Source organism: Bradyrhizobium zhengyangense (genome assembly GCF_022012435.1).
Taxonomy (GTDB): Bacteria; Pseudomonadota; Alphaproteobacteria; order Rhizobiales; family Xanthobacteraceae; genus Bradyrhizobium; species Bradyrhizobium zhengyangense.
Map to the genome: position 1 here is coordinate 208,860 of NZ_JAKLUA010000002.1, position 21,799 is coordinate 230,658.

24 protein-coding genes and 1 tRNA gene are annotated in these 21,799 nt (G+C 64.8%); 14 read left to right on the plus strand and 11 right to left on the minus strand.

Annotated elements, in window-relative coordinates; genetic code table 11:
• The first annotated feature begins 22 nt into the window (after positions 1–22).
• Positions 23–787: an SOS response-associated peptidase gene (locus L6637_RS09340; RefSeq protein ID WP_237870241.1), complete on the plus strand. Its 765-nt coding sequence runs from the start codon at positions 23–25 to the stop codon at positions 785–787.
• 118 nt (positions 788–905) lie between these two features.
• Here the strand turns inward: L6637_RS09340 and L6637_RS09345 are convergent, their stop codons facing one another.
• Positions 906–1,322, minus strand: a complete 417-nt coding sequence (locus L6637_RS09345; RefSeq protein ID WP_237863402.1) for a Tautomerase enzyme — start codon at positions 1,320–1,322, stop codon at positions 906–908.
• 105 nt (positions 1,323–1,427) lie between these two features.
• Here L6637_RS09345 and L6637_RS09350 point away from each other — a divergent pair, with 105 nt between their 5' ends.
• On the plus strand, positions 1,428–1,988 hold the full coding sequence (locus tag L6637_RS09350; protein WP_237863403.1) for a TetR family transcriptional regulator: 561 nt from the start codon (positions 1,428–1,430) through the stop codon (positions 1,986–1,988).
• Positions 1,989–1,991: 3 nt separating this feature from the next.
• Here L6637_RS09350 and L6637_RS09355 read toward each other — a convergent pair whose 3' ends face one another.
• From L6637_RS09355 to L6637_RS09380, 6 genes are all read right to left on the minus strand, one after another.
• Positions 1,992–3,185 carry a CaiB/BaiF CoA transferase family protein gene (locus L6637_RS09355; protein WP_237863404.1) on the minus strand — a complete coding sequence of 398 codons (1,194 nt, stop codon included), beginning with the start codon at positions 3,183–3,185 and terminating at the stop codon, positions 1,992–1,994.
• 37 nt (positions 3,186–3,222) lie between these two features.
• Positions 3,223–4,152, minus strand: coding sequence for a glycine reductase (locus L6637_RS09360; RefSeq protein WP_237863405.1), 930 nt, complete (start codon positions 4,150–4,152; stop codon positions 3,223–3,225).
• A 102-nt stretch (positions 4,153–4,254) separates the two neighbouring features.
• Entirely contained in the window at positions 4,255–4,836 is a 582-nt protein-coding gene (locus L6637_RS09365) for an NUDIX hydrolase (protein ID WP_237863406.1), read from the minus strand.
• Between the two features lie 9 nt (positions 4,837–4,845).
• Positions 4,846–5,277 carry a GNAT family acetyltransferase gene (locus L6637_RS09370; RefSeq protein ID WP_237863407.1) on the minus strand — a complete coding sequence of 144 codons (432 nt, stop codon included), beginning with the start codon at positions 5,275–5,277 and terminating at the stop codon, positions 4,846–4,848.
• Positions 5,278–5,279: 2 nt separating this feature from the next.
• Positions 5,280–6,707: an FAD-binding oxidoreductase gene (locus L6637_RS09375; RefSeq protein ID WP_237870243.1), complete on the minus strand. Its 1,428-nt coding sequence runs from the start codon at positions 6,705–6,707 to the stop codon at positions 5,280–5,282.
• A 17-nt stretch (positions 6,708–6,724) separates the two neighbouring features.
• Positions 6,725–7,714 carry an L-threonylcarbamoyladenylate synthase gene (locus L6637_RS09380; protein ID WP_237870245.1) on the minus strand — a complete coding sequence of 330 codons (990 nt, stop codon included), beginning with the start codon at positions 7,712–7,714 and terminating at the stop codon, positions 6,725–6,727.
• 68 nt (positions 7,715–7,782) lie between these two features.
• Here L6637_RS09380 and L6637_RS09385 point away from each other — a divergent pair.
• Positions 7,783–7,859 (plus strand) — tRNA-Pro (locus L6637_RS09385).
• Between the two features lie 280 nt (positions 7,860–8,139).
• Here L6637_RS09385 and L6637_RS09390 read toward each other — a convergent pair.
• From L6637_RS09390 to L6637_RS09400, 3 genes are all read right to left on the minus strand, one after another.
• A complete protein-coding gene (locus tag L6637_RS09390; RefSeq protein ID WP_237870247.1) occupies positions 8,140–8,469 on the minus strand; it encodes a hypothetical protein in 330 nt (109 codons plus the stop codon).
• A gap of 133 nt (positions 8,470–8,602) precedes the next feature.
• The gene (locus tag L6637_RS09395) at positions 8,603–8,929 is read right to left on the minus strand and encodes a hypothetical protein (protein WP_237863411.1); all 327 of its coding nucleotides are present in this window, start codon (positions 8,927–8,929) and stop codon (positions 8,603–8,605) included.
• A gap of 211 nt (positions 8,930–9,140) precedes the next feature.
• Positions 9,141–9,365 carry a hypothetical protein gene (locus tag L6637_RS09400; protein ID WP_237870249.1) on the minus strand — a complete coding sequence of 75 codons (225 nt, stop codon included), beginning with the start codon at positions 9,363–9,365 and terminating at the stop codon, positions 9,141–9,143.
• 241 nt (positions 9,366–9,606) lie between these two features.
• On the opposite strand from L6637_RS09400, the gene L6637_RS09405 reads away from it, so the two are divergent.
• From L6637_RS09405 to L6637_RS09425, 5 genes are all read left to right on the plus strand, one after another.
• On the plus strand, positions 9,607–10,566 hold the full coding sequence (locus tag L6637_RS09405) for an N-carbamoyl-D-amino-acid hydrolase (RefSeq protein WP_237870251.1): 960 nt from the start codon (positions 9,607–9,609) through the stop codon (positions 10,564–10,566).
• A 215-nt stretch (positions 10,567–10,781) separates the two neighbouring features.
• Positions 10,782–11,336 carry a TetR/AcrR family transcriptional regulator gene (locus tag L6637_RS09410; protein WP_237870253.1) on the plus strand — a complete coding sequence of 185 codons (555 nt, stop codon included), beginning with the start codon at positions 10,782–10,784 and terminating at the stop codon, positions 11,334–11,336.
• A 62-nt stretch (positions 11,337–11,398) separates the two neighbouring features.
• A complete protein-coding gene (locus L6637_RS09415; RefSeq protein ID WP_237870255.1) occupies positions 11,399–12,592 on the plus strand; it encodes an MFS transporter in 1,194 nt (397 codons plus the stop codon).
• 140 nt (positions 12,593–12,732) lie between these two features.
• Positions 12,733–13,152, plus strand: a complete 420-nt coding sequence (locus L6637_RS09420) for a DUF4118 domain-containing protein (protein WP_237863416.1) — start codon at positions 12,733–12,735, stop codon at positions 13,150–13,152.
• 136 nt (positions 13,153–13,288) lie between these two features.
• Positions 13,289–13,486, plus strand: a complete 198-nt coding sequence (locus L6637_RS09425; protein ID WP_237870257.1) for a hypothetical protein — start codon at positions 13,289–13,291, stop codon at positions 13,484–13,486.
• Positions 13,487–13,704: 218 nt separating this feature from the next.
• Here the strand turns inward: L6637_RS09425 and L6637_RS09430 are convergent, their stop codons facing one another.
• The gene (locus tag L6637_RS09430; RefSeq protein WP_237870259.1) at positions 13,705–14,682 is read right to left on the minus strand and encodes a LysR family transcriptional regulator; all 978 of its coding nucleotides are present in this window, start codon (positions 14,680–14,682) and stop codon (positions 13,705–13,707) included.
• Between the two features lie 119 nt (positions 14,683–14,801).
• On the opposite strand from L6637_RS09430, the gene L6637_RS09435 reads away from it, so the two are divergent.
• The 6 genes from L6637_RS09435 to L6637_RS09460 are packed head-to-tail and all read left to right on the plus strand — an operon-like array spanning position 14,802 to position 21,788.
• Positions 14,802–15,839 (plus strand): class 1 fructose-bisphosphatase, encoded by a 1,038-nt coding sequence (locus L6637_RS09435; RefSeq protein ID WP_237870261.1) that lies wholly within the window; start codon positions 14,802–14,804, stop codon positions 15,837–15,839.
• A gap of 12 nt (positions 15,840–15,851) precedes the next feature.
• Positions 15,852–16,727 carry a phosphoribulokinase gene (locus L6637_RS09440; protein ID WP_237863420.1) on the plus strand — a complete coding sequence of 292 codons (876 nt, stop codon included), beginning with the start codon at positions 15,852–15,854 and terminating at the stop codon, positions 16,725–16,727.
• A 28-nt stretch (positions 16,728–16,755) separates the two neighbouring features.
• Positions 16,756–18,777 (plus strand): transketolase, encoded by a 2,022-nt coding sequence (gene tkt, locus L6637_RS09445; protein ID WP_237863421.1) that lies wholly within the window; start codon positions 16,756–16,758, stop codon positions 18,775–18,777.
• A gap of 14 nt (positions 18,778–18,791) precedes the next feature.
• Complete coding sequence (gene fba / locus L6637_RS09450; RefSeq protein WP_237870263.1) at positions 18,792–19,877, plus strand: class II fructose-bisphosphate aldolase; 1,086 nt, start codon at positions 18,792–18,794, stop codon at positions 19,875–19,877.
• 31 nt (positions 19,878–19,908) lie between these two features.
• A complete protein-coding gene (locus tag L6637_RS09455) occupies positions 19,909–21,369 on the plus strand; it encodes a form I ribulose bisphosphate carboxylase large subunit (RefSeq protein WP_237863423.1) in 1,461 nt (486 codons plus the stop codon).
• Positions 21,370–21,380: 11 nt separating this feature from the next.
• Entirely contained in the window at positions 21,381–21,788 is a 408-nt protein-coding gene (locus L6637_RS09460) for a ribulose bisphosphate carboxylase small subunit (protein ID WP_237863424.1), read from the plus strand.
• Positions 21,789–21,799 lie beyond the last annotated feature (11 nt).

The following is a 21,799-nucleotide window of genomic DNA, read 5'->3' on the forward strand; positions in this document are numbered from 1 at the left end:
CGGACCCTATATTGGCGCAAGGATGTGTGGACGCTTCGTCATAACTTCGGCCCCCGCGGCCTTACGGCAACTGTTCGGCTATATCGACCAGCCGAATTTCCCGCCCCGGTACAATGTCGCCCCGACACAACCGATTCCGGTGGTGTTGGTCGAGAATGGCGCGCGCCATTTCCGCCTGATGCGCTGGGGCCTGCTGCCGAGTTGGGTCAAGGACCCGAAGGGCTTTACGCTTCTCATCAACGCCCGCTCGGAGACGGTGCTGGAGAAGCCCGCGTTCAAAAAAGCAATTCGCCGGCGACGCGGCCTGATCCCGGCTGATGGCTATTACGAATGGAAATCGGAAGGCGGCCGCAAGCAGCCGTTCTTCATCCATCACGCCGACGGTGCGCCGCTCGGTTTCGCCGCATTGTTCGAAACCTGGATCGGGCCGAACGGCGAGGAGCTCGACACGGTCGCGATCGTGACGGCCGCTGCGGGCGAAGACTTGGCCACGCTGCATGACCGCGTGCCCGTCACCATCAGCCCGCGCGATTTCGAGCGCTGGCTCGATTGCCGCGGCGACGAGATCGATTCGGTTCTGCCGCTGATGACGGCGCCGCGCGTCGGCGAATTCGCCTGGCACCCGGTCTCCACCCGCGTCAACCGCGTTGCCAATGACGACGAGCAACTGCTCCTGCCGATCAGCGCGGAGGAGATGGAGGCGGAGGCAGAGGTTGCGAAGCCCAAGAAGGCGGTGCGGAAGGTTGCTGCTGCGTCACCGGATGATGGGCAGGGCTCGTTGTTCTAGGCGCGCTGCCGTAGGGTAGGCAAAGGCGCAACGCGCAGTGCCCACCACCTCTCGCTTCAATACGCGATGGTGGGCACGCTTCGCTTTGCCCACCCTACAAGAGCTTGACTTGTTCGCCTCAGGCCGCAGCGACCGCCGATCCGAGCGCGGCGTTGCTGAACGCCTCGCCGCCGATCCCCCAGCCACCATCCACAGCGTAGCTGACATTTGCAAAAATGTGCTCGCGCCTGATGCGTCCCTCGGCGGCCTTCTCGATGATGGCGGTTCCCTCGGAGATCCAGGCGTCCTTCAGCTCCTGTGTCGGCAGCACGAAGGACGGCACCTTGAGCTCGAACACGGCGATGTCGGCAGGCTTGCCGCCGGAATAGGTGCGCCGCTTCGGCACTACGGTGACCTCGCCGATGACGTTCGGCGTCATGAAGCGGTTGCCGGTCAAGCCGTGCAGGCGGAGCAGCAACTCGGTCAGCTTGCCGAACGCCTCGGCTTCGCCTGATGGCGTCAGCGCGCCTTCGGGAACGATGATCTGGATAGGCATGTGAGGTCTCCCTTTGAACCGTAACATAACGGTCGTTATATAGAACATAACGATCGTTATCTCGTCAAGTCTAATATAACGATCGCTATCGAGAGGTGAGCTTTGATGGCACGACCGAAGAAGAGCGATGGTGACGCACGTGCGCGGCTGGCGGATGCGGTCGGGCGCGGCTTCCGCACCGGCGGATTCGGCGGCGCCGGGGTGGACGCGCTCGCAAAGGGGGCGGGCCTCACCTCGGGCGCGTTCTACGCCCATTTCGACTCCAAGGCGGATGCATTTCGGCTGGCGGTCGCGGATGGGCTCGCCTTCCTGCGCGGCGGCATCGCGCAGTTTCAGGCGCAATACGGCAACGCCTGGCGTGAGCCGTTCATCGATTTCTATCTCGGTGAGCGAATGGAGGTTGGCCTGGATGAGGCCTGCGCGCTTCCGAGCTTTTCCTCCGATGTCGCGCGCTCGGACGCGGCGACGCGCACTGTCTACCAGGCAGAGCTGGAGCGCCTCGCGGATCTCGTCGCGCAAGGCTTTCGCGGCACGCATGCGCGCCAGCGCGCGCTGGCGCTGCTGGCGATCCTGACAGGTGCCGCCGACATGGCGCGCGCGGTGAAGGACGATTCCATCAGGCGCGAGATCCTCGCCGCGGCCAAGGTCGCGGCCAAGGCGATCTAGCTCTCAGACGATCTCCCGCGCTCTCAGCGCCGCGATCTCCGCCGCGTCAAAGCCCAGCTCGGCCAGCACCGCATCCGTATCCGCCCCGAGTTCCGGCGCCATCCTGTCGAGCTTGCCGCCGCCATGGGCGAGCTTGAAGCCGCTGCCGGCAAAGCGCAGGCGGCCGTAAGGCGTGTCGAGCTCCTGGATCGCACCGCGCGCCTTGATCTGCGGATGGTCGATCACCTCTTCGATCTTCCAGATGCTGGCGCAGGGCGCCCCGGCGTCCTCGAGGATCGTCTCCCATTCACGCGCGGGCTTTGCCGCAAGTGCCCCTTCGATGATGGCGCGCAGCGCCGGCTCGTTCTCGTTGCGCGAAAACCAGTCGGCAAAGCGCGGATCGCTCAGCGTGTCCTCGCGGCCGAGCGTGGTCATCAGCGCGCGGTACTGCTTCTCGTTGTTGACCGCGAGCAGGATGTAACCGTCGCCCGCCCTAAACAGGTTCGCGGTGGTCTTGCGGCTGACTGCCTGGTTGCCTGAGAGCTGCTGGCGATGGCCGGCGACCGACCAATCCGCAATCTGCCCTGACAGAAACGCCATCGTCGCCTCCAGCATGGAGACGTCGACGAGCTGGCCCTTGCCGGTGCGGTCGCGCTGGTAGAGCGCGCTCGACACCGCAAATGCGGCCGTTGCGCCCGACAGCACGTCGCACACGGCAAAGCCCGCCCGCGTCGGGCCCGTCTCGGGGTGACCGGTGATCGCCATGATGCCCGACAGCGCCTGGATCTTGCCGTCATAGCCGGGCCGCAGACGGTCCGGGCCGGTCTGGCCGAAACCCGACACCGCGCAATAGATCAGATTTGGATTGATCGCCGAGAGCGCCTCATAGCCGATGCCGAGCTTGTCCATCACGCCCGGGCGGAAATTTTCCATGACGACGTCGACTGTCGCGGCAAGCTTCTTCACGATCGCGATCGCGTCAGGCTTTTGCAGATCGAGCGTCAGGCTGCGCTTGTTGCCGTTGATGGCCTGGAACGCCGGTGCCAGTCCGCGCTCTGCCCATTCGCGGCTGAGTGGCGTGCGACGCATGTCCTCGCCCTCGCGCCGCTCGACCTTGATGACGTCGGCTCCCAGAAGTGCGAGCTGGTAGCTCGCATAGGGCCCGGCCAGCACTTGCGTGAAGTCCAGAATCTTCACGCCTTCGAACGGTCGCGTCACGTCTCTCTCCCTGCTTATTGTCGTTATTGGAAGGACGTCAGGCGGCGCGGTTGCCGCGCGCGATCTCCTTCTGCTTGTCGAATTCGGCGCGGCGGCGGGCGAGCTCCTCCGGTGAAAGCTGCGCGACGTTGTTGTAGTCGAGCTTCCAGGAGGCGTCTTCGTTCCAGCGCAGCGGCGACTGCATCGTGGTCTGCGGCCCGCTCGCGGTCTCCAATAGTTTGAGCGCGAGCTCCAGCGTTTGCGCCTGCGAGGCGATGTCCTGCGGCTTGCCGGCGGAATTGCCGAGCGGGAAGTCGCTGAACAAAAAGCGCGGCACGGCCGCTTGTTCGATGATGTCCTTGGCACAGCCCATGATCACGGTCGCAATGCCGTTGGCTTCGAGGTGCCTTGCGACCAGCGCCGTGGTCTGATGGCAGACCGGGCAGTTCGGCACCAGCACGGCGACATCGACCTTGTCGGCAAGGCAGCGCGCCAGAATCTCCGGCGCGTCGGTGTCGAGCGTGACGCGATGGCTGCGATTGGTCGGCGCGCCGAAGAAGCGCGGCGCGACCCCGCCGATGCGGCCCGTAGCGCTTGCCTTCAAAAGCTGCGGCAGTGGAAACCAGGTGCCGTTGTCGGTCGCCGTGGTGTGTTTGCGGTCGTAACCGATATGCGAGATGCGCAAATCGTGCTGTTGCGAGGTGTCGCCGTCATAGACTTGGTAGAATTTGGCGCTGCCATTATACGCCGCGCCCGGGCCTTGATCACCCTTGGCGGGATCGTAGGGCGCGGCCGTCGTGATGATGGTGACACGCGACTCCGCCAGCGGTTTCGTCAGCTTCTGGAACGGCGCCGCGGTGTAATGCGCCCAGCGATACGGCGTGGTGTAGCCGATCGCGCTGTAATAATCCCGCGTGCGCTGCATATAAGGGATCGGGGAATCATAGTCGGGCGCAAAACCGAATTCGTCGTCGCGCGGAGCGGACATGGGCGCGTCTCCTGGTTCTTGTTGAGAGGCAGACTAGAGATAGTTTTCGGGTTGCTCAACAGGGGCCAGGGCCGCGCAGGCCAGAATTGCCACCGCAGCGGTCTAGCGAAAGATATGGAGCGCGGCGTATTGCAGCAGCATGATCGCCTTGCCGTCGATGATCCTGCCGTCGGCGATCATCGCCAGTGCCTCGTCGATGCCGAGCTCCAGCACCTCGATGTCCTCGCCCTCGTGCTCGAGGCCGCCGCCGTCGCTGACCCGCATGTGCGGCGCGTACTCGGCGACGAAGAAATGCAGCTTTTCGGTGATGGCGCCCGGGCTCATGAAGGCTTCGAACACCTTGTGCACGTGGTGCAGGCGATAGCCGGTTTCTTCCTCGGCCTCGGCACGGATGCGCTCCTCCGGCGAGGCATTGTCCAGCACGCCGGCGGCCGCTTCGATCAGTAGATCGTCGTAGCCGCGGATGAAAGCCGGCAGGCGGAACTGGCGCACCAGGATCACGCTGCGCTGCGCGCGATTGTAGGGCAGGATGGCGGCCGCGTTGTCGCGCTCATAGGTCTCGCGCTTCTGCGTCTGCCACTCGCCATTGGCGCGCCGGTAGTCGAACGTGGTGCTCTTCAGCGTGGTCCAGCCGTCCGAGAGCACGCGAACGTCCTTGATGCGGACGCGGTCGGAAATGGTCATGACTGTCTTTCAGTGTTCGCGGCCGTCGAGCCACTTCTGGAACATCACCGAGGTCGATTCCTCGAAGCGGAGCGATTGATAGAACGCACTCGCCTGCGCATTCTCGCGGCGAACCAGCAGCTGCAGCTTGGCGATGCCGGCATTGCGCAGCCAGTCCTCGGCGGCCGCCATGATCGCCCGGCCATAGCCGCGCTTGCGGCCATCGGGGTCGACCGCGACGTAATAGACCCAGCCGCGATGACCGTCATGGCCGACCATGACGGTCGCCACGATCGCGCTATTGTCGCGGCCAACAAGCACCGTCGAGTTCTCGCGCCGCCGTGCCAGCGCGATATCGGTATGCGGATCGTTCCAGGGGCGCGTCAGGCCGCAGCGCTGCCACAGCGCCACCACCGGCTCGACATCGGTGTCGTTGATGGCATCGATCTTGAGAGCAGACATGCCTACAGCACTTTCCCCGGATTCATGATGCCCAGTGGATCGAGCATCGCCTTGATCGACCGCATCAGCTCGATCGCGGTCTTGTCTTTGACGTCAGGCAGCTCGTCGCGCTTGAGCACGCCGATGCCGTGCTCGGCCGAGATCGAGCCGCCCATGCGCAGCACGATCTCGAACACCACGGCGTTCATCTCATGCCAGCGTGCGAGAAAGTCAGCGGTGTTGGCGCCGATCGGCTCGCTGACATTGTAATGCAAATTGCCGTCGCCGAGATGGCCGAACGGCACCGGCCGTGCACCGGGGATCAGTTTGACCACAGCGGCATTGGCCTCCTCGATGAAGGCCGGCACCGCAACGACGGGAACGGAGATGTCGTGCTTGATCGAGCCGCCCTCCGGCTTCTGCGCCGCCGACATCTCCTCGCGCAGCTTCCAGAAATTGCTGCGCTGGGTGAGGTTGGCCGCGATCACGGCGTCGTCGACGATCTCTTCCTCCATGGCGCGCCCGAGGATCGTCTCCAGCGGCGTACGGGCGTCGTCGCCGGGGGAGGACAATTCCATCAGCACATACCAGGGGTGCTTCTCGCTGAGCGGATCACGCACGTCGATGCCGTGCCGCACCGAGAAATCGACCGCCATCTCCGAGAGTAGCTCAAAGCTCGTCAGCGCATTCGCGGCCTCGCCCTGCGCGATCGTCAGCAGCTTGAGTGCCGCCGCCGGCGATTTCAGCCCGACATAGGCGGTCTCGATCGCCCGCGGCTTCGGAAACAGCTTGAGCGTGGCCGCGGTGATGATGCCTAGCGTGCCTTCGGCGCCGATGAAGAGGTTGTGCAGATTGTAGCCGGTGTTGTCCTTCTTCAGCTTCGACAGCAGGTTGAGCACGCGCCCGTCAGCCAGCACCACCTCGAGGCCCAGCACCATCTCGCGCGCGACGCCATAGGCGAGCGCCGCGGTGCCGCCGGCGTTGGTCGAGAGATTTCCGCCGATGGTGCAGCTGCCTTCCGCGCCCAGCGACAGCGGAAACAGTCGGTCCACATCGGACGCCTTCTGCTGCGCGATCTGCAATATCACGCCGGCCTCACACGTCATGGTGTTGGAAGCGGTGTCGACCTCGCGGATCTTGTCCAGGCGGCGCAGCGACACAACGACCTCGCCATTATGCGGCGTCTGGCCTCCGACGAGCCCGGTATTGCCGCCCTGCGGCACCAGCGCGATTTTTTGTTCGGAAGCGAGCTTGCAGATCGCGGACACTTCCGCCGTCGAACCCGGGCGCAGCACCAGCGGCGAGCGGCCGTGGAACAGGTTGCGCTCCTCGGTGACGTAAGCCTCGATATCGGCCGCATCGGTGATCGCATGGCGATCGCCGACGATCTTGCGGAATTGGTCGATCAGCTCGGGCGCAAGCGGCGGGAAGGCGGATTGATTGATGTTCATCGTGTCTTGTTCCACTCTTATCGTGCCACCGCAGCGCGCCGCAGCCGGTCGTTGATCGCTTCGCCCAAGCCTTCTTCCGGAATCGTCATCACGGCGATCGCTCGCGGTGCCTTCGCATCGAGGCTGCGAAGATAGCCGAACAGATTGGCCGCGGCTTCATCGAGATCGCCCGTAAACGACAGATTCATGACGGCGGCGGCGGCCTCCACGCCGGGCAGGCGACCAGGGCCGAAAGCCAGCAGCGCCTCGCCGGGCGCAACGTCCTGCGCGTGAAGTCGCACGGTGGCGCGCGGCGCGTAATGCGAGGCCAGCATGCCCGGCGCCAGCGGCTGGCTGTCGTCGCTGTCGGCCTCGACGGGTGGCCGCGCCAGCGGCGCGCCGAGCACGGCCTCGATCCGCTCGCGCGACAGTCCGCCGGGGCGGAGCAGCATCGGCGCCTCGAAGCAGCCGACGATGGTCGATTCGACGCCGACCGCAACCGGCCCGCCGTCGATGATCAGGTCGATCCGTCCCGCAAGATCGCTCTCCACGTGGGCCGCCAGCGTCGGCGAGACGTGGCCGGAGATATTTGCGGACGGTGCCACCACCGCCCCGCCAAAGGTGCGCAGGATCGCCTCCGCCACCGGGTGGGCGGGAATGCGGATCGCGACGGTGTCGAGGCCTGCCGTGGCGAGATCAGAGACCGGACAATCATCCGTCTTCGGCACCACCAGCGTCAGCGGTCCCGGCCAGAAGGCCTCCGCAAGCCTGAGCGCGCGCGCATCGAACCGGCCGATCCGCCGTGCCGCCGCGAGGTCGGGGACATGGGCGATCAGCGGATTGAACGCCGGCCGGCCCTTGGCGCTGTAGATGTGGGCGACCGCAGTGGCATTGGCGGCATCGGCGCCGAGCCCATAGACCGTCTCGGTTGGAAACGCGACCAGCCCGCCGGCGGCCAGGGTCCGGGCGGCGGCTTGTGCGCCGGCCTCACCGGCTGGCAAAATCAGCGTTTCAAGACCCGTTTTCACAGGGACAAAATTCCTCAGCTCGGCCGCTTGCGGTGCGCCAAACCCGACGCTATAAGCCGGCCTCTTGTCGGAGTGTGGCTCAGCCCGGTAGAGCACTGCGTTCGGGACGCAGGGGTCGCAGGTTCGAATCCTGCCACTCCGACCATTCTTCCAAAAGTTGACGTTTTCCAAAGGCTTGGCGGACCGGCCGCCAGCGTCTCGAGACGCCTTTGTGCAACGATTTTGAGGGCGGGTCCACGGCCGATTTGGTTCGCGCAGGGGCGGTTGCCGCAGCGGCATGGCTGGCCCGAGGATAATCCAACGCTGGCGGTCAATGACGTCTTGCGGATCGCGCGGCCCAGACCCCTGGCTTCAATCGGTATTCATCCAACACAAACGGCGCGGCCGAGATCGACCGCGCCGTTGTAATCTTTCAGGACTGTGCCTCAGTACGCGTACGGTGCCGGTCCGTAAGCCGGCGTGCCCCAGCCGGGCTCGTCATATCCGTAACCGGGCTCGCGATAGCCATAGGTGTTGGTTTGACTCCAGCCGCCGACGGGACGGCACTGACCGACGCCGGCCATCAGCTGGCCGCCGCTCATGGCTGGACCCGCGGCGCCGACAGCCGCTCCGGCCGGAGGGGTACACTCGCCCGGACCGCGTCCCGCGGCGAGGCTGGGGCTTAGAGTCGCGAGTGGCAAAATCGCGGCCATCAGTGCGGCCGCGCTCACAAGTTTCATGCGTGTCATGGTTGTCTCCATGTCAGGTTTCGACACGGGGGCCAATCCCTGCTGCCTTCGGCCGTTCCTTGCCGACGGATCGCGATTTCGCGAGCGCAAAAGATTTCTTCCGGATTTCGCGGCACGGCGCGATTCACTCACACGAGCTTGTCCTTTCGAGCGTGCGTCATCACCGCCGCGCTACCAGCACACCCACCAGAAACGCCACGATCAGTGACGGCAGCGGGGCCTCGCGGACCATGCCGCGGACGATGTCTGACCAGTGCTGATCGGGGACGAGTCCTGGCGATCTGATCTCGGCCGCCGGCGCGATCTCCCACTCCGTCGCAAGCTCGGCGATCTCGCTTGAAGCCAGACGTACGCCATCACGCACGCGGAAGATCGCGGCCTCCGCGCGCTCGCGCGGGGCGAGCAGCATCACGGTTGCGATTGCCGTGCGCAGCGTCATCTCGCCAAAGCCTTGCAGCCTCACCGACTCCTCGGGTTCGGACGTCATGCAAAAATCCTCACAGCGCGAAGTGGCGCGCGATGGTGAAGGCCACCGTCGCGCACAAAACCAGCGTGGAAACCGCGCCGGCCACACCACGCGCGAAAAGGGCTCGCGTCAGATGCCTGGTCATGATTTTGCTCCATGCTCCCCATGGAAATGGCGGGGCGGAGCGTTGGTTCCGAGGCGCTGTGCCGAATCGTCCTGCGCGCAGGCGCGACTACTTCCGCAGCAACTCGCGCAGCGCCGCCGTCGCCTCGGCGCAGCGGATGTCGTCGATCTCCCTGGACAGGTTGAGCGCGCTCGATTTCAGCTGTTCCACCTTCCAGCTTTCGGGATGCTGGCTCTCGAGCTGGCTTAGCCGCTTGTTCAGATCATCCAATCTGGATTGAAGCTGCCCGATGCTGGCGGCTCCATTCACGTTCCAAACGCGTTGTGCACGCATCGTCGTTCCCCTGACTTGTCTCACGGCGTTGTGAGCAGGGTTCGTGGCCGCAATGGGCGTTTCTTTTGTCCGGTCTTAGATCGTCGGGAACCGTTGCAGATTGGCAACGAAAGTTCCTGGAATGCCTGATTTCGCCAAAATTCCTTGCTGCATCCGGCCCGACAGGCGCGGAATCTGCATAGGCGCGGCTGGATAGTGCGGCGGCTCTCGGGAAATCCGGGGCGCGTATGAGGGCAAAGGCGTGGCGAGATTTTTGACTGTTGCGGCCGGCCAGCTCGGCCCGATCGCGAGAAGCGAGACGCGGACTGAGGTCGTCGGGCGGCTGATGGCGTTGATGCGCCAGGCCAAGGCCAATGGCTGCGATCTGATCGTCTATCCCGAGCTCGCGCTGACCACGTTCTTTCCGCGCTGGTATTTTGAGGATCAGGCCGAGATTGACGGCTTCTTTGAACTCGAGATGCCGGGGCCGGAGACGCAAGCGCTGTTCGACCTCGCGCGCGAGAGCGGCATCGGCTTTTGCCTCGGCTATGCGGAGCTCACGCTCGAGACTGGCATCGTCCATCGTTACAACACGTCGATCCTCATCGACAAAAGCGGCGCGACGGTTGCGAAGTACCGTAAGGTCCATCTGCCCGGTCATGCCGAGCATGAGCCATGGCGCAAGTTTCAGCATCTGGAGAAGCGCTATTTCGAGCCCGGCTCCGGCTTCGGTGTCGTTGACGCCTTCGGCGGCGTGATGGGAATGGCGATCTGCAACGATCGCCGCTGGAGCGAGACCTATCGGGTGATGGGCTTGCAGGGCGTCGAGATGGTGATGATCGGCTACAACACGCCGGTGCACAATCCGCCGGCGCCCGAGCACGACGATCTCTCGCTGTTCCACAACCATCTGGTGATGCAGTCTGGCGCCTATCAGAACGGCACCTTCGTCGTCGGCGTCGCCAAGGCCGGTGTTGAAGAGGGCGTCGACCATATCGGCGGCAGCTGCATCATCGCGCCATCAGGCGAGATCATCGCGCGATGCACCACCAAGGGCGACGAGCTCGCGTTTGCCCGCTGCGATCTCGACCTCTGCAACTCCTACAAGCGCACGACGTTCAATTTCGATGTTCACCGCCAGCCGCAGGCCTACGGGATGATCGTGGAGCGGAAGGGCGTGACGACCATGGCGGACGGCACGCCGGTGCGGCGGAAGGGGTGATCGCTCTTCGCGTGTCGGGTTGCCATTCTGTCTCCTCATCGTCGTTCTGGCGAAGGCCAGGATGACGCCAGGGTGGGGCCGTTGTCGCGTCCCCAACAATCACAAACACGTGCCTTTATTTGGGAACAATCATTCCCTAATATATCGCGATGCAAAAGGCCGCCCGAAAATCCGAGCCATCAGCCCATCCTCCCGGTCGTCCCCGGGAGTTCGACATGGACACAGCGCTCGACGGCGCCATCAGGGTGTTCTGCGAGCGCGGCTATCATGCGACCTCGATCGGAGAGCTCACGGCGGCCATGCGGCTTGCCACCGGCAGCGTCTACAAGGCGTTTCGCGACAAGCATGCCGTCTTCCTTGCCGCCTTCGAGCGCTACGTGGCGGTGCGGAGCGAGCAGACCCGCAATGCAGCCGCGCGCGGCGCCAATGGCCGCGAGCGGGTGCGCAACGTGCTGCTTTCCTATGTCGAGCACTCGCAAGGCGCAGAGGGGCGCCGCGGCTGCATCGTGGTCGGCAGCGCGGTCGAGCTGTCGGCGGTCGATCCGGTGATGCGTGCGCGCGTCACAACGCAGCTCAAGACCAACGAAAGCTTCATCGCCGGCCTCATTCGCCAGGGACAGGCCGACGGCTCGATCCCGGACCATGTCGACGCCCACGATACCGCACGGCTGATGATCTGCATGACGCAGGGGCTGCGCGTCGTCGGCAAGGCGCGCCTGCCGCTCGACGGCGAGCGCCTGGTCGGCGTCGCGATGAGGCTGCTTGCCTGAATTGTTGTCGAATTAGGGAACGAACGTTTCCTATATATTGAGAGAGTCCTGGAGAGCTTGGAATGACGATGAATGCCACGATCGAGACCGCGCCGGAGACGGATGCGGTGTCGCAACGACTGACCTTCGTGCTAGCCGCGGCCTGTGGCATGGTCGCCGCCAACATCTACTACGCTCAGCCGCTGATCGCCCCGATCAGCGCCGCGCTCGGCCTGTCGCATGCGGCGGCCGGCCTGATCGTAACCATGACGCAGATCGGCTATGGCACGGGGCTGCTGTTTATCGTGCCGCTCGGCGATCTCGTCGAGAACCGCACGCTGATCTGCACCGTCATCGCGCTCGGTGCGGCGGCACTGGTGGCGGCCGGCTTTGCGACCCATGCGCTGCCGTTTCTGATCGCGGCGCTGTTCATCGGCCTCGGCTCGGTCGCGGTGCAGATCATCGTTCCCTATGCCGCCCATCTGGCGCCGGAAGCCATTCGCGGCCGGGTCGTCGGCAACGTCTCGACCGGATTGATGCTCGGCATCATGCTGGCGCGGCCGGCCTCGAGCTTCATCACCGCGGCGCTGTCGTGGCATGCGGTGTTCTTCTGCTCGGCGGCGTTGATGATCGCGCTCATCGTCGTGCTTCGCCTGACGCTGCCGCAGCGCAAGCCGGTGGCGCGGATGCACTACGGCGCGTTGTTGCTGTCGATGCCGCATCTGGTGCGGACCATGCCGCTGCTGCGGCGCCGCGCGCTCTACCAGGCCGGCCTGTTCGGTGCCTTCGCCCTGTTCTGGACGGTCGTTCCGCTGCAGCTTGCCAGCCAATTCGGCTTCACCCAGAGCGGCATCGCGCTGTTCGCGCTCGCCGGCGTGTCAGGCGTGTTCGCGGCGCCGATCGCAGGGCGGCTCGCCGATCGCGGCCACAGCCGCATCGCCACGCTTGCTGCGATGCTGTTCGTCGCCGTCGGCTTCCTCGTCACGCATGTCGGTGCGGCCGGATCGGTGCTCAATCTTGCCTGTCTGGTCGTTGCCGCAATCGCGATCGATTTCGGCGTGCAGGGCAATGTCGTGCTGGGCTTCCGCGCCATCTTCGTGCTCGGCCACGAGCATCGCAGCCGTCTCAACGGCCTCTACATGGCGACGTTCTTCGCCGCCGGCGCGGCCGGATCCGCGGTCGGAGCCTGGGCGTTCGCGCAAGGCGGCTGGACGCTGGCTTCTGCCATTGGCCTTGCGCTGCCCGTCGCCAGCCTGATCTACGCTGCAACCGAATAGCGGTACGATTGTGTGCCGGGACCGTTTACCAAGGCTCGGATAGTCGGGCGCACAGGGCGTAATTTCCGCTTCGCAGAGTCCCTGCAGCTGTAGTACTTTGGTCGCAAGCGGCCTGGCTAACGGCGGCAGGGGGAGGCCCTATGAGGCGTGCGGGACTGGTTGGCGTACCGCGAGTACGGCCATGGTCGTGGCAGGCATTTCTGCTCGGATTTGTTTCGGTCGCGGTGTCGGCTGCGCTTCAAGGCGTCTGCGTCGCGCTCGGCGCCAAGCTCTATTTCGCAACCTTCCTGCCCGGCCTGTTCGTGCTCGGCCTTGTCGCGGGCGCGCCTGCGGCCATCTTCGCAGCTCTGCTCACCATTCCGGTGGTGTGGTTTGCGTTCATGCCGCCGGTCTTCGAGATCACCCCGCTGACCGCTGCTGACGCTGATTCCATCAACCTGTTCTTCCTGCTTGCCGTCCTCCTGATCGGCCTGGCCGATCTCTGCCGCAAGGCCATGGCGATCGTCAGCCGCGGCGGATTGAAGGCGTCAGGCGAGAGCGCGGCAACGAATTCGCAATAGACGGAGGGTGTTGCGATCAGGCCGTTGCGCGCGCGCAACAGTCCGGCAACCATCCGTGCAGCCGGATCGCGCCGCTAACTTTTCGAAAAAGATTTGGCCGCAGTTTCTCCCGCGGGATTACGAGGGAGTTTTGGTCATGAACGGGCACGCCATTTTCGAGAACGTGCGCCGCTACCGCGGCATCGCATCGCTCTATCGCCAGACCGCGGCGTTTCGTCCGAGCCAGCGCTGGTCGCTGCTGGAGCAGGCCAGCGAGTGGGAAGCCCGCGCGCTATCGGAGCTGGAAGCCTATTTCGCCGCGCACGCCGATTTCGCCACGCCGCGCGCCGCCTGATGGTTAACCATCGCGAGTATGCGTGCCGGCAGGATACGTGGGCCATACGGAGTTACGCCGCCGACCCCGTATGCTAGCAATTCGCCGACCAATTCCGTCACGACGACCGGGCACGCGATGACCACCTTCAACCGCATCTTCACGACAGAGCGTCTGCTCCAGATCATCGTCATTCTGGCGGCGACGATCGCAATGAAGCTGATGGGCTGAATGCGGCGCTATCGCTCGCCGAAATCGGGCACTTCAGGCAGATAATTCGCGCCCTCCGAGCCCAGGAAATCGAACATCGCCTGCGCCGGCGGCAGCAGCACCTTGTCGCTGCGGCGGATCACGTACCATTGCCGGACGATCGGCAGGCCCGCGACGTCGAGCACGACGAGGCGGCCCTCGGCGAGCTCATGCGCCACGGTGTGCGCCGAGATGAAGGCGATGCCGAGCCCGGCGATGACAGCCTGCTTGATGGTCTCGTTGCTGCTCATCTCCATGCCGATGATCGGCTCGAGGTCCGACTTCTGAAACATCCCCTCCATCAGCGTGCGGGTGCCTGATCCCGGCTCGCGCGTAAGGAAAGTCTCGTGCACGAGGTCAGTCAGGCTCAGGCCTGAATCCTTCTCCAGCCAGTGTCCCTTGCGCGCGACGATGATGTGCGGATTGCGCCCGAGCTGGCGCACGTCGACGCTGACGTCGGCCGGTGGCCGACCCATCACGGCGAAATCGAGCTCGTAGCCGTGCATGGCCTCGCGGATCTCCTCGCGGTTGCCGATGGTGAGCTTGATCTCGATCTTCGGCGAGCGCTTGGAGAACGCCGCGATCGCGTGCGGCACGAAATATTTCGCGGTCGAGACCGCCCCAAGGTGCACCGTTCCGCCGGTCTTGCCGGCGAGCAGGTCGAGCGCACCCTGGCAGTCGGCGATCGCGGCTTCGACGCGTTCGGCGAGCGCCAGCACCTCCCGACCTGCCTCGGTCAGTAGCATGCCGTCCCCGGTCCGCTGCACCAGCGGCAAACCCGCAAGGTCCTGAAGTTGCCGGAGTTGCTGCGTCACCGCCGGTTGCGTCAGCCCGAGCTGGGTCGAGGCCGCCGTCACGCTGCCCTTGGCCGAGAGCGCGGCAAGCGAGCGCAACTGCCGGATCGTCAGATGCCGGAGTTGGGTCGCCGCATGGCTGGAACCATTATAAGGAAATTCTTTGACACTCATTATGATTAGAAATTTTCCTTATTAAGCCGCCCCTGTCAATCTCATCGTGCTGGGACAGACCGCACCGACCTCCGGAAGGGAGGGAACTGGATGCGATGCCCACAAGGGGATGGACGCAGATGACCGGGCAACTCAGGCTGGACGACCACCTTCAACGCTATTCCGAGACGGCGCCGCACGCGCTGGCCGTCGCGGCCGCAGTCGACGCCATCGCAACCGCCGCGATCGAGATCGCGGACCTCATCGCCACAGGCGCTCTCGCCGACGCCTCCGGCCTGACCACCGGCTGCAACAGTGACGGCGACATCCAGCGCGACCTCGACGTGCAGGCCGATGCGATCCTGCGCCGCTGCCTCGGCAAGCTGCCGATCGCGGCGCTGGCGTCGGAAGAGATGCGCGAGCCGCAGATCGGCGACCGCGCAGCCAAGATTTGTGTCGCGATCGATCCGCTCGACGGCTCCTCCAACATCGACCTGAACATGACCGTCGGCACGATCTTCTCGATCCTGCCGGCACCCGACGATCTCGGCCTCGCCTTCCATCAGCGCGGCTCGGCGCAGCTGGCGGCAGGCTTCGTCACCTACGGGCCGCAAGTGTCACTGGTGCTAACGCTCGGCGATGGCGTTGACATCTTCACCCTCGATCGCAAGGCCGGCTGCTTCCGTCTCGCGCGGAGCGCCGTACAGATCTCCGAAACTTGCGAGGAGTTCGCGATCAACGTCTCCAACCGTCGCCATTGGGACCCGCCGGTGCGCGCCTTCATCGACGAATGTCTCGCCGGCATCGACGGGCCCGCGAACCACAATTTCAACATGCGCTGGATCGGCTCGCTGGTTGCTGAAGCCTATCGCATCCTGACCCGCGGCGGCGTGTTCCTCTATCCTTCGGACGCGCGGCCTGGTTATGGCGACGGCCGCCTGCGCCTCGTCTACGAGGCCCACCCGATGGCCATGATCATCGAGCAGGCCGGCGGCTCGGCCTCGACCGGGCGCGAGCGCATCCTCGATCTGTCAGCGCAAAGCCTGCACCAGCGCGTGCCCCTGATCATGGGCTCAAGCAACGAGGTGCGGCGCGTCGCTGAGCTGCACTGCGATCCGCTGCTGGTCGCCAGCGTCTCCGCACCGCTGTTCGCGCGGCGCGGCTTTTTCCGGCTGTGAGCGAGGTGACCCATGTCCAGGAAGCATCCCATCATCTCCATTACCGGCTCGTCCGGTGCCGGCACCACCTCGGTCAAGAAGACCTTTGAGCAGATCTTCTTCCGCGAGAAGGTCAACGCCGTCTACATCGAGGGCGATGCGTTCCATCGCTATGACCGCGCCGAGATGCGTGCGCAGATGGCGACGGAGGCCGAACGCGGCAACAAGCATTTCAGCCATTTCAGCCCCGAGACCAATCTGTTCGAGGAGCTGGAGCGTGCCTTCCGCGATTATGGCGAGACCGGCACGGCGGTGACGCGGCACTACGTGCACGACGAGGAGGAGTCCGCGCTGCACGGCGCCGCGCCCGGCACCTTCACCGAATGGGAACGACTGGCGGAGAACTCGGACCTCTTGTTCTACGAGGGCCTGCACGGGGCCGTCGTCACCGACAGGGTCAATGTCGCGCGCTATGCCGACCTCAAGATCGGCGTCGTGCCCGTCATCAATCTCGAGTGGATCCAGAAGCTGCACCGCGACCGCAGCGCGCGGGGCTATTCGACCGAGGCCGTGACCGACACGATCCTGCGGCGGATGCCTGATTACATCCACTACATCTGCCCGCAATTCACCGAGACCGACATCAATTTCCAGCGCGTGCCGACGGTGGACACGTCAAATCCGTTCATCGCGCGCTGGATCCCGACGCCTGACGAATCGATGGTCGTGATCCGCTTCAAGAATCCACGCGGCATCGACTTTCCCTATCTGCTGTCGATGCTGCCGCACAGCTGGATGTCGCGGGCGAATTCGATCGTGTGTCCGGGTGCGAAACTCGACCTCGCCATGCAGCTGATCCTGACGCCGCTGATCATGCAGCTGATCGAGCGCAAGCGCAGCCTGAAGTGATCTGCAAGATCAACAATTGGAGGATCTGATGAACATTTCGGTTCATGCCGACGCCGACCTCACGGCCGTCGCGCACAGCGATCTCGCCAACGCCGTCCGCTTCCTCGCGGTCGATGCCATCGAGACCTCGCAGTCCGGTCATCCCGGCCTGCCCATGGGCATGGCCGATGTCGCGACAGTGTTGTTCTCGCGCTTCCTCAAATTCGACTCGGCGCATCCGAACTGGCCGGATCGCGATCGTTTTGTCCTCTCGGCGGGCCATGGCTCGATGCTGCTGTACGCGTTGCTGCATCTCACTGGCGGTGATGTCAGCCTCGACGACATCAAGGCCTTCAGGCAGTGGGGCTCGAAGACACCGGGACATCCGGAATATGGCCACACGCCCGGCGTCGAGACCACGACGGGTCCGCTGGGGCAGGGGATCGCGACTGCCGTGGGTATGGCGCTCGCCGAGCGTATGGCCAATGCGCGGCATGGTGATGGTCTTGTGGACCACTTCACCTATGTGATCGCAGGCGACGGCTGTCTCATGGAGGGCATCAGTCAGGAGGCGATCTCGCTCGCAGGACATCTTGGGCTCGGCCGCCTGATCGTGCTGTTCGACGACAACGGCATTTCGATCGATGGGCCGACGTCGCTCGCGACCTCGGATGACCAGCTGGCACGTTTCGCGGCTTCAGGCTGGTCGGTGCGCCGCGTTGATGGCCACGATCCCGAAGCCGTTGCTCAGGCGATCGCGGAAGAGCGCGAAACCGGAAAGCCGTCGCTGATCGCCTGCCGCACCATCATCGGCTATGGCGCACCGGACCGTCAGGGCACCGAGAAGGCGCATGGCGCGCCGCTCGGCACCGAGCAGGCCGCGGCAGCAAGGCGAACGCTTGGCTGGGATTATCAGCCCTTCGTGGTGCCGATCCCTGTCGCAAAGGCGTGGCGGATGATCGGGCAGCGCGGGCAGGTCGAACGCCTCGCCTGGCTCGACCGCTACGAAGACGCGACGCCCGACCAGCGCGACCTCTTCATTGAGGGCAAGTCGGTTGCCCTGCCGAACGCCTATGCCCAGGCCTCGGCGAAATTGCGCGAGCGCTTTGCCACCGAGCGTCCCAAGCTCGCGACGCGGCAAGCCTCGCAACAGGTGCTCGATGGCATCGCGGGGACCATCCCTGGCTTCGTCGGTGGCTCGGCAGACCTGACGCATTCAAACCTGACGCATGCCAAGGCCCAGACGCCCGTCAAGCGCGATGCGTTCGCCGGCAACTACATCCACTACGGCATCCGCGAGCACGGTATGGCCGCTGCGATGAATGGTCTCGCGCTGCACGGCGGCTTCATTCCCTATGGCGGCACATTCCTCGCGTTTTCCGATTACAGCCGGCCGGCAATCCGCCTTGCGGCCCTGATGCGGCTGCGTGTCATCCATGTGATGACGCACGACTCCATCGGGCTCGGCGAGGATGGGCCGACGCATCAGCCGGTCGAGCATCTCGCCGCGCTGCGCGTCATTCCGAACTTGCTCGTGTTCCGCCCCGCCGACGCGGTCGAGACGCTGGAAGCCTGGGACTGCGCGCTTGCGAGCGAAGATCGTCCGTCCGTGCTGTGCTTGTCGCGGCAAGCTCTGCCGACCTTCCGCAGCGATGTCCGCGGCCGAAACCGCGTGGCACGCGGTGCTTATGTGATCGTTTCGCCGGACGGCGGCCGTGACGTGACGTTGATGGCCACAGGCTCGGAAGTCTCGATCGCGCTGGAGGCTGCCCGGCTGCTCGCGACCGAGTACGTCCGCGCGGCCGTGGTCTCCGCACCTTGCTTCGCTCTGTTCGAGGAGCAGCCGGATGACTATCGCGCCGCCGTTCTCGGCACCGCGCCACGTGTCGGCGTCGAGGCGGCGGTCGCCGGTGATTGGTTTCGCTGGATCGGCGCTGACGGCGAGTTCGTCGGCATGCGCGGCTTCGGCGCCTCGGCGCCGGCACCGGTGCTCTACCGCGAGTTCGGCATCACGCCGCAGAGCGTCGCCGAAGCTGCCCGCCGGGCGATTGCCCGCGTCAGCAAGCCATAACAGGAGGAAGTCCCGTGGCCCGTATCACCCTTCGCCAATTGCTCGACCACGCCGCGTCCCACGGCTACGCGGTGCCGGCGTTCAACATCAACAACATGGAGCAGGGCATCGCGATCATGCAGGCGGCGGCCGAGGTCGATGCGCCCGTCATCATCCAGGCCTCGCGCGGCGCGCGCAGCTATGCCGGCGATCTCATGCTTTCGCATATGATCGACGCGCTGGAGCGGACCTATCCGGACATCCCGCTCTGCATGCATCAGGACCACGGCAATGACGAGGCGACCTGCGCCTCCGCCATCGCGCACGGCTTCACCTCGGTGATGATGGACGGCTCGCTCAAGGCCGATGCCAAGACCGCCGCCGACTACGACTACAACGTCGCGATCACCCGCCGTGTGGTCGATCTCGCCCATTGGGTCGGCGCCTCCGTCGAAGGCGAGCTTGGCGTGCTCGGCTCGCTCGAGCACGGCGTCGGCGAGCAGGAGGATGGCCACGGCGTCGAGGGCAAGGTCAGCCACGACCAGCTGTTGACCGACCCTGATCAGGCCGTCGATTTCGTCCGCGCCACCAAGGTCGATGCGCTCGCCATCGCGATGGGCACCTCGCACGGCGCCTACAAGTTCAGCCGCAAGCCTGACGGCGATATCCTGGCGATGCGGGTGGTCGAGGAGATCCATCGGCGGCTGCCGAACACGCATCTGGTGATGCACGGCTCCTCGTCGGTGCCGCAGCCGCTTCAGGACATGTTCAACCAGTTCGGCGGCGAGATGCCGCAGACCTGGGGCGTGCCGGTCGAGGAGATCGTGCGCGGCATCAAGAGCGGCGTGCGCAAGGTCAATATCGATACCGATTGCCGCCTGGCCATGACAGCGGTGTTCCGGAAAGTGGCTGCACAATCGCGCTCCGAGTTCGATCCGCGCAAATTCCTCAAGCCCGCGATGGATGCGATGCGGGAGCTCTGCCGCGACCGTTTCGAGCAGTTCGGCACCGCGGGCCATGCCAGCAAGATCAAGGTGGTTCCGTTGAGCGAGATGGCACGGCGCTACCGCACCGGCGAGCTCGACCCGCGCACCGGCACGCGCGAGCCGGTCGCAGCCTAGTCATTCAGAGAGAGAAGAGCAGGAGAGAGCCATGAACGCACATGCTGGAACCGTCCGCGGCAAAGAGCGCTATCGCTCGGGCACGATGGAATACGCGCGCATGGGCTATTGGGAGCCCGAATACACGCCGAAGGACACGGACGTCATCGCGCTGTTCCGCGTCACGCCGCAGGATGGGGTGGACCCGATCGAGGCATCGGCTGCAGTGGCCGGCGAGTCCTCCACCGCAACCTGGACGGTGGTGTGGACCGATCGCCTGACCGCGGCCGAGAAATATCGCGCGAAGTGCTACCGCGTCGACCCGGTGCCGGGCACGCCGGGATCGTATTTCGCCTACATCGCCTATGACCTCGATTTGTTCGAGCCCGGCTCGATCGCGAACCTCTCGGCATCGATCATCGGCAACGTGTTCGGCTTCAAGCCGCTGAAGGCGCTACGGCTGGAAGACATGCGCTTCCCGGTCGCCTATGTGAAGACGTTCCAGGGCCCCGCAACCGGCATCGTGGTCGAGCGCGAGCGGCTCGACAAGTTCGGCCGTCCGCTGCTGGGCGCAACCGTGAAGCCGAAGCTCGGGCTATCGGGCCGCAACTATGGCCGCGTGGTCTATGAGGCGCTGAAGGGCGGGCTCGACTTCACCAAGGACGACGAGAACATCAACTCGCAACCCTTCATGCACTGGCGTGACCGCTTCCTCTATTGCATGGAGGCCGTGAACCGCGCGCAGGCGGCCTCCGGCGAGGTCAAGGGCACGTACCTCAACGTCACCGCTGCTACGATGGAGGATATGTACGAGCGCGCGGAGTTCGCCAAAGAGCTCGGGTCGTGCATCGTCATGATCGATCTCGTGATCGGCTACACCGCGATCCAGTCCATGGCGAAATGGGCACGCCGCAACGACATGATCCTGCATCTGCATCGCGCCGGTCACTCGACCTACACGCGGCAGAAGAGCCACGGCGTATCGTTCCGCGTCATCGCCAAATGGATGCGGCTCGCGGGTGTCGACCACATCCATGCCGGCACGGTGGTCGGCAAGCTCGAAGGCGATCCCAACACCACCCGTGGCTATTACGATGTCTGTCGCGAGGAGTTCAATCCAACCAGGCTCGAGCACGGCATCTTCTTCGATCAGTCCTGGGCGAGCCTGAACAAGATGATGCCGGTCGCCTCCGGCGGCATCCATGCCGGCCAGATGCATCAACTGCTCGATCTGCTCGGTGAGGACGTCGTACTGCAATTCGGCGGCGGCACCATCGGCCATCCCATGGGCATCGCGGCCGGTGCGATCGCCAACCGCGTGGCGCTGGAAGCCATGATCCTCGCCCGTAACGAGGGCCGCGACTACGTCCATGAAGGGCCGGAGATCCTGGCCAAGGCAGCCCAAACCTGCACGCCGCTGAAGTCGGCGCTCGAAGTCTGGAAGGACGTCACCTTCAATTATCAATCCACCGATACGCCGGACTTCGTGCCGACGGCGCTGGAAACCGTCTGAGGAGCTTTGACATGAAACTGACCCAGGGCTGCTTCTCGTTCCTACCTGATCTCACCGACGACCAGATCTACAAGCAGGTGCAATACTGCCTTGCCAACGGCTGGGCGGTGAATATCGAGTTCACCGACGATCCGCATCCCCGCAACACCTATTGGGAGATGTGGGGCCTGCCGATGTTCGATCTGCAGGACGCCGCCGGCGTGATGATGGAGCTCGCCGAGTGTCGCAGGGTGTACGGCGACCGTTACATCCGCATCAGCGGTTTCGATTCCAGCCACGGTTGGGAATCGGTGCGGATCTCCTTCATCGTCAACCGGCCGCCGAAGGAGGCCGAGTTCGAGCTGGTGCGGCAGGAGGTCGGCGGCCGTGCGATCCGCTACACCACGGTGCGCAAGCCTGCAGCCCACGCCGAGCAGTAGCCATTCCTTTC

Bases quoted from the DNA above. Each gene is read 5' to 3' on its own strand.
- L6637_RS09340 (WP_237870241.1), top strand. From the start codon at position 23: ATGTGTGGACGCTTCGTCATAACTTCGGCCCCCGCGGCCTTACGGCAA.
- L6637_RS09345 (WP_237863402.1), bottom strand. From the start codon at position 1,322: ATGCCTATCCAGATCATCGTTCCCGAAGGCGCGCTGACGCCATCAGGC.
- L6637_RS09350 (WP_237863403.1), top strand. From the start codon at position 1,428: ATGGCACGACCGAAGAAGAGCGATGGTGACGCACGTGCGCGGCTGGCG.
- L6637_RS09360 (WP_237863405.1), bottom strand. From the start codon at position 4,152: ATGTCCGCTCCGCGCGACGACGAATTCGGTTTTGCGCCCGACTATGAT.
- L6637_RS09365 (WP_237863406.1), bottom strand. From the start codon at position 4,836: ATGACCATTTCCGACCGCGTCCGCATCAAGGACGTTCGCGTGCTCTCG.
- L6637_RS09370 (WP_237863407.1), bottom strand. From the start codon at position 5,277: ATGTCTGCTCTCAAGATCGATGCCATCAACGACACCGATGTCGAGCCG.
- L6637_RS09375 (WP_237870243.1), bottom strand. From the start codon at position 6,707: ATGAACATCAATCAATCCGCCTTCCCGCCGCTTGCGCCCGAGCTGATC.
- L6637_RS09395 (WP_237863411.1), bottom strand. From the start codon at position 8,929: ATGACGTCCGAACCCGAGGAGTCGGTGAGGCTGCAAGGCTTTGGCGAG.
- L6637_RS09400 (WP_237870249.1), bottom strand. From the start codon at position 9,365: ATGCGTGCACAACGCGTTTGGAACGTGAATGGAGCCGCCAGCATCGGG.
- L6637_RS09410 (WP_237870253.1), top strand. From the start codon at position 10,782: ATGGACACAGCGCTCGACGGCGCCATCAGGGTGTTCTGCGAGCGCGGC.
- L6637_RS09415 (WP_237870255.1), top strand. From the start codon at position 11,399: ATGACGATGAATGCCACGATCGAGACCGCGCCGGAGACGGATGCGGTG.
- L6637_RS09420 (WP_237863416.1), top strand. From the start codon at position 12,733: ATGAGGCGTGCGGGACTGGTTGGCGTACCGCGAGTACGGCCATGGTCG.
- L6637_RS09425 (WP_237870257.1), top strand. From the start codon at position 13,289: ATGAACGGGCACGCCATTTTCGAGAACGTGCGCCGCTACCGCGGCATC.
- L6637_RS09430 (WP_237870259.1), bottom strand. From the start codon at position 14,682: ATGAGTGTCAAAGAATTTCCTTATAATGGTTCCAGCCATGCGGCGACC.
- L6637_RS09435 (WP_237870261.1), top strand. From the start codon at position 14,802: ATGACCGGGCAACTCAGGCTGGACGACCACCTTCAACGCTATTCCGAG.
- L6637_RS09440 (WP_237863420.1), top strand. From the start codon at position 15,852: ATGTCCAGGAAGCATCCCATCATCTCCATTACCGGCTCGTCCGGTGCC.
- tkt (WP_237863421.1), top strand. From the start codon at position 16,756: ATGAACATTTCGGTTCATGCCGACGCCGACCTCACGGCCGTCGCGCAC.
- L6637_RS09455 (WP_237863423.1), top strand. From the start codon at position 19,909: ATGAACGCACATGCTGGAACCGTCCGCGGCAAAGAGCGCTATCGCTCG.
- L6637_RS09460 (WP_237863424.1), top strand. From the start codon at position 21,381: ATGAAACTGACCCAGGGCTGCTTCTCGTTCCTACCTGATCTCACCGAC.